This window comes from Pseudoalteromonas sp. TB25 (assembly GCF_000497995.1).
GTDB lineage: Bacteria > Pseudomonadota > Gammaproteobacteria > Enterobacterales > Alteromonadaceae > Pseudoalteromonas > Pseudoalteromonas distincta.
Genome location: NZ_AUTI01000236.1, coordinates 1 through 6753, shown reverse-complemented (window position 1 = coordinate 6753; position 6753 = coordinate 1). Strand labels below are relative to the sequence as shown.

Sequence of the window (6753 nt, the reverse complement as noted above, 5' to 3'; positions counted from 1 at the left end):
GTTGCTACAACTAAAAAAGTTAGAGCAGCAGCCCCCGCGTTAACAACACCGATACCAGTAGCAGCACTTGCAATAAAACTATTTGATTCTACGAACATTTCGCGCTCCCAATTATCACCAGCTTTGTAGGTGTTATGTATGTTACCCACCCGACTACCAAAATCAATTACAGCTAAACCATTTCCTAAAAACTTAGAATACTTTGTAAATTTAACAACATTATCTGCATGAGTAGGGGTTATTAAGTCCAGCTTAGCAACATTACGGCTGCTCCTAGCTATATTTGCCCCCCTTGAAAAGTTTGTCATAGGTGTACCGCGTTTAGATTGGATTTGGTTTGTAACTGCTTTTACTTCCAATCTAAATTTATTTTGCATTTTATCAAAAGCAAGCTTTGCTTTTTGTTTAGCCGCAGCTTTATATGGTGATTTAGACTTGATGGCTTGACGAAATTCGAGCAGTGATTTCTGATAATCACTTACTGCATCGGCAAAATCACCAACTCTTTTAGAATAGACACTAGTCGAAGTGCCCATCAGCCCTATATTAAATTCATTTAATTTTGCAACCATACCAAACCAAACAGCCACCTTAATTGAACAAGCAGAACTATGCCAAAAAATTCGCTCTTCAGATTAAGAATTTATCTTTTATTGCTGGGTCACTTTTATTTCATCCGTTAAATAAGTCATTAGCCCTATTAAACCTAAATTACACACATGAAAATAACTGCATAATGCAGTTATGATTTATTACTGAATAGCTTTACTGAGTAGCTTAAGTTTTATGCGAGTAACTTTTCGCAATTACTAATATTTGATCGCCGTTTACGCTTTAAATTTTCACAGTAACTTGCTTGTGAATTGGGTCTTCCTACCGCACCATGGAATACGCGTGTAAATTGCGTAGTGAGTTTTAACCAGTTTTCTGGGGATATGTTTAGTCTTTCGAGTAAAGGAAGGGTCATATTATCAATATGCCCGCGTTTATCCTCTCGTATTATTCGCCCTGTTAGCTCAACGAGTTCAAGGTACGATTTAAGCTCAAACGGCAGTCCTTTAGGCATAATCTGACGTGGCATGCCTGCAAAACGTAGTAACTGCTTAGGTTGCTTACCTTCTGCCGCGCATGTTAAGCGATTCTGTACACTGGTATGGTCTGACTCTTCTGGGGTGTTAGCTATTTTAGCTCTAATGGGATTTAAATCAACATAGGCCATACAAGCTGCAAGTGCTGCTTCATCTAATAATGCTTGAGACGTAAAGCGCCCTTCCCAGAACCTCCCTGTGCAGTTATCTTCTTTATTTGCTCTTCGCGCAATGTCTTCATTTAACAACCGCATAAACCAGCTGATACTTGCTAGGCGTTCGCGGTATTGTTTAACCGTTTGATTGAAAAATATGAGCTCAACTTTACTTAACTTTTCACCTCGTACATATTTCTGCGTCAACAATGTTCCTTTACACAGTTTATGCCAGCGAATAACAATCGCTTTATCATTCAACCTATTTGCTCGGTTATCATCTACATACAGGACTAAGTGAGTGTGATTACTCATAACAGCATAAGCACACACATCAATACAAAATACCTTTGCTAATTCAAGCAGCTTATCTTCAACCCACCCTCGTCGATGCTCGTAAGATTGACCAGTAAAACGGTCTTCTCCACATAAAAATGCACGACGAACACAGCGTGAAATACAGTGATAATATTTTTGTATCAACCAAACTTATTTGACGCTTTCTTGCAATTGCCATAAGACACCCTGCTCGTTTTTTGCACTTCCAATTAGAATCTAGGCGTTTAAAGTGCAAAAAATTAAGATGTGTGTCTGCTTAATTGTAAAATTTAGAATGGATGTCACTGTTATCTTGCTAATGGGTGACCCCAACCATCTTCAAAATAGGCCTCTTCTACTAGGTGAATTTTCACCATGGAAGGTTTCAACGCTTATTTTATCGCTTTTTATATCTGGAACATCTATGTTCTCTATAATCACAAACTGAGCCATATGACTAATTTCACTTAAATAATTCAAGAAATAATAACTTAATTTTGTGCTTGCCAGCTCCTGCTCATCTTTTGATAATTCTCCATATTTACTTTCTGTAGGATCTCGATAAGTAACCAAAGGTGAATCTAAAATCAATAATTTAGGATGAAATAAACCTTTACGAGAACAATATAATAGCGTTGCTATCTTAAAAACCGAATGCAGAATTGCTCGAACGCCTTTACCATTAAGGTGTCTTGGATTCCCATCAATTAAAACATCATATTGTTTGAAATCAAAAGTCACTATTTTATTACCTGGGAACTTGATTTCAGTTAAAACATCGGAGTAAATTTCACAGAACTCATCTATTACTTCATTTTTAGGATGAAAATCTGGTGATTTATATTTTTGTGGGGGTTTTTCAGAGTTACATTGTTGAAGTCTTCGTTGCAAGTCTTCAATCATTTCGAGTTGCTTAATGTTTCTCTTATGATTTGAATATTGTTCCGTTAATAATGAATTATCAAAATCATACTTTTGCAAATCTGGTGTTCTAGCTGATATCTTTGCATCTAAGTCTTCAAGGGTTTTATTTAAATCAGATACTGCCAGAATAAGCTCTTTATTTTGTTTTTTAACTGAGTTAATAGTTAAGTCGAGCTCAATTTTGTTTAGTTTTATTTTTTCTATTTCGGCAAGGGAAGCACTTTTCAGTTGTTTTAATTCGGTTAAATCAGAGCATATATTATTAGATTTATTACCGCAGACCCCACAATGTCCATTATGGTTTACTGATAGTAAAAAAGCAGTCTCCTCCTGAGATTCAAGTCTTTTGATATCAGAATTATATATACCGACAAGATATTCAAAATTAACTAAATTGGCTTTTATACTATTAAGCCTTTCATTTTTTTCTATGAGCTCTTCTGAGGTTTGTTTTTTAAGATTTATAATTCCTGAAACATCCAGTTGTGCCTCGATTAGTGATGACTTGTTTTTTGAAATAGACATTTCTAATTTCATTTGATGTTCTTTTAAATTCTTTATGGATTCATTTTCATATTCAACATCAATATCGACTTTCAAATTATCTATTAACTCTATCAATAAGCTCTTTCTGCCTGATTTTTCACTATCAAATACTTCTTTTTTAATTAGCTCTTTAAATGAACTATAATCCACCCCTGTCAGTAAATAATTAAACAAATTACGATTAATTGTTTTTTCAAAGCTATCCCCACTTTCTATTGGTGATTTTTTATTGATAATCCTTTCTTCGTATGAACATATAATTACTGAAAGTAATCTGATTGTTAAACTAACTTTCTCTCCAGATAGATTTTTTGCAAGTTTAATATTGCTTTGTTGCCAAGGAGGGAGGAAAAACTCATTTAAATTCACTTCACCTTTTTTTAAGGTGCCAACTTTATAGTCAAGCAAATGTTGGTCAGATTTTTTATTCTTAATATGCCCATCATAGAGTTCAAGCTTCTGAGAGGGAAAACCTCTAAATAAAGTATATTTTTTTGAATTAACTGATAATTGTAGAGATATCTCCGAATAAGGTTTACTTTGTTCAATTTTATCTATCGATTCTTTGCCAAACATATAATCAATAGAGTCAACCAAAAAAGACTTACCTGTATTAGAAGCTCCATTAATTACTTTAACACGAGTTTTAAAGTCCACTGAAACGGTTTTAGCTGATTCTCCCGTGAATTGGATTGAATGAATTTCCATTTCTAATTTACTATCATCTTTCAAAGTCAAAACGCTACATCCATAAAAATTTTATTAAAATATTGAAAGCCACTATGATTCAACTGTCCTACGCACCACTTGGCATTATTTTTTAATGACATACTATATTCGCTCTTCATAAGCTTAATGAGCGGCTTAGCATCTCCCGTTACAGAGTAATAAATACCTTCTTTCTCACAAAGAACGTTTATCAATCCAAATCTCTTCATTAAGGCTAAACCATCCCTAACTAACTTCCGCCTTACGGCTAATTCACCTTTTCTATTTGGAATACATGGATGAAGACTCTTAGGTCCATTAAAATCTTTTGAGTAGACAAGTACGTAATCCAATTTAACGATTTCTTCGAATCCTATTGGTGTTGGGTAATATTCATTCAATAAAATTACACTTCGTAGACCAGCTTCCAACACAGTATTAAAAACATCTATTGTTTCTACTTGATCCATTTCAATTTACCTCCATTTACAAAATGATGGCAATATCCTTGTTTTACATCAACTTTGGCATGTACAGCTAATTTACCTGAAGGAACTACATTTGCAGCTTGGGACATCACTGAACACATACAGTCATACCCATTTGGGTAAGCTTGCTTAGCTGTATCATAGATCCCATTGAATACCTATCTAGCGTCAATTAACTTGGCCGGTTCCGCGTCAATTATCTTGGCCGGTTGATACCGAATTTTATTTACTCTTATTGAGCGCTGTTTTGCGTCGGTAGCTGTCACCTTCACAATGAATAATCGTGGCATGATGAACCAAACGATCGATTGCCGCGACTGTCATCGTTGAATCTTCAAATAGTTCATCCCATTGCTCAAATGATTTGTTTGATGTGATGATCATGCTGTGTCGCTCATAGCGATGGGCTATCAATTCAAACAGCACGCTCGTTTCCTGTTCAGTTTTTCGAACGTAACCAACGTCATCAACGATTAATAAGCTGTATTTATCGAGCTTTACAAGTTCGTCTTGCAAGCGTAAATGTCGCTTTGCTTGCTGGAGTTGTTGAACAATCGCTGACGCGGCAACGAACTTAACTTTATGGCCCTGCTCGATAAGGCCATAACCGATGCTACTGGCGATATGCGTTTTACCAAGACCACTGGCGCCAAATAACAATATATTGCCACCGTGCTTCAACCAATCCGGCTGATTTATTAAATCAGCAACAAGGGGCTTACTAACCCCATCAACAAGGGTAAAGTCGAAGCTGCTAAGGTGTTTACCCATTGGCAATTTTGCATCTTTTAAAAGCCGCTGAAGGCGTTTGTCATCGCGTGTCGCAAGTTCAACATGGCACAGCTCAGACAAGTATTGCTGCGGGCTCCATTGTTCTTCCATCGCTTTTTTTCCCAGGGTATTCCACTGTTGAAGCATGGTGCTAAGCTTTAATTGTTTCAGCATTAAAGGTAACGAGGCCGTGAAGTTATCCATGTAGACCTCCCGGTATCATGCTGCTATAAGCGCTCAAGCTGTGTTGCTTTATTTTTATTGTGGGTATGTTTGATGCAATCACTAAAAATTGCGCTTCACATTCTCGGATGGCCGGTAATTGTCGCTGAGTAATTGACACTGCTACAAATCGTCCTAATTGACGTTCACACCCACTTTGTTTTGCTAAATGGAGCAGTTTTACCATGTAATAGCTCGCTTCATCCGCTAAAAGATGAGTATTAACGTATTCCCAAATAGCTTTGTAATTGTCGCTTGGGAGTAAGTCGTCACGTAGTTGTGAGTAGCGAAATGCCAATGGTTTTTTAACCAATGCGTCAATAACATGCAAGTAACTAATATTGCGTGCACGGCACCCTTTAGAAGCATAGACACGCGCTAACGTTTGAACTAAATCGCTGCCATAGCGCAGCTCTAAGCGGTTGTCATATAAACGAACAAGTAATCGGCTACCAATAAGGCGTGACGGGACGCTATAGGTAACACGTTTCAATGAAATAGTACTCGTACGTGACACCGTTAGATAATGCTCGGTGTAATTGACGCTCATCGTCCGTGGTAAAGCGTGTAATTGTCGCTGCTCTACTGCGTACTTATCACTTACACGGCGATTACGGCGAGCAACAATGTCTGCAACAAACGATTCATAGACTTCTCTTGTCTGAAAGTCATAACTACCACGGATTTTTAATGCTTGCTCCAGTTGCGATTTAAGATGCCCATGAGGGCTCTCAATAGCCCCATTTTCATGCGCAATACCGCGGTTATTACGGGTCGCTTTAAAGCCATAATGGATAACTAGCTCATTAAAGCGCTCTGTAAAATCATTATCATTAGTATGATTACGATAGGCGGCACTGAGACTGTCTGTACGCACTTCTTTAGGCACACCGCCGGCTGCTTTAAATGCGTTTTGCACACCATCAGAAAAAGCAGCAAAGCTTTCACCGCNCTGGCGGGCATACGATAATGAAACAACATATGCTTAAGGGGTTCACTAGCAATGGTAACGGGTGACTTCACATGTGTGAAATCACATATACCTAATAGGCCATACTCGTGTGTTTGCAGGAATACGACCTCTTTGCTTGAGCCATACAGTGCCCGCCATTTATGAATTCGACGCTCTAATGTACGCCGTGAGCTCGGGTTAAATTTGTCGGTGTGAAACTCGCAAAGATGATCAAAAATTCCCACTGGAGTTAACGTAGCATCACCTTGAAGTAGAGGGACAACAATACTGTCCCAGATAGATTCAAGTGGATCTATACGTGTTCGCCATTGGCGTTTATTAGACAATGGCTGCTCATCCAGTTTATCAATGCGCCTTGCTGAACGTTCAGAAATACCTGCTTTCGCAGCCGCGATAACTTGGCTATTACGCTTTCTATGTTTCATATAAATAGTGACCTGCTGATCAGTGATTCGTGTTCCCGGCACAGTGAACTCCTCCGTTCTGCTGTACCGAACCTTATCAGATCAACCGGCCAAGATAATTGTCGCTAGACCGGCCACCGTAATTGTCGCTTAATA

General features: G+C 37.9%; 4 protein-coding genes and 2 pseudogenes. All 6 read right to left on the bottom strand.

Features of this window, described 5'->3' with window-relative positions:
- Positions 1-572: hypothetical protein (locus tag L652_RS0107355; protein ID WP_216712750.1), on the bottom strand; the 572-nt coding region annotated here is incomplete at its 3' end.
- A 212-nt stretch (positions 573-784) separates the two neighbouring features.
- Positions 785-1760, bottom strand: a pseudogene (locus L652_RS01000000123435) (transposase).
- Positions 1761-1900: 140 nt separating this feature from the next.
- A complete protein-coding gene (locus L652_RS0107345; RefSeq protein WP_024596055.1) occupies positions 1901-3769 on the bottom strand; it encodes a hypothetical protein in 1869 nt (622 codons plus the stop codon).
- Positions 3766-4209 (bottom strand): ABC-three component system middle component 2, encoded by a 444-nt coding sequence (locus L652_RS01000000123430; protein ID WP_024596054.1) that lies wholly within the window; start codon positions 4207-4209, stop codon positions 3766-3768. The genes L652_RS0107345 and L652_RS01000000123430 overlap by 4 nt, the downstream gene beginning before the upstream one ends.
- 240 nt (positions 4210-4449) lie before the next feature.
- Positions 4450-5202 carry an IS21-like element helper ATPase IstB gene (istB, locus tag L652_RS0107330; protein ID WP_008108712.1) on the bottom strand — a complete coding sequence of 251 codons (753 nt, stop codon included), beginning with the start codon at positions 5200-5202 and terminating at the stop codon, positions 4450-4452.
- Positions 5195-6660: pseudogene (locus tag L652_RS01000000123425) on the bottom strand (IS21 family transposase). Before L652_RS01000000123425 ends, istB begins: the two are co-directional and overlap by 8 nt.
- Positions 6661-6753: the final 93 nt, after the last annotated feature.

Coding starts and splice junctions, on each gene's coding strand:
- istB (WP_008108712.1), bottom strand. CDS start 5,202: ATGGATAACTTCACGGCCTCGTTACCTTTAATGCTGAAACAATTAAAG.
- L652_RS01000000123430 (WP_024596054.1), bottom strand. CDS start 4,209: ATGGATCAAGTAGAAACAATAGATGTTTTTAATACTGTGTTGGAAGCT.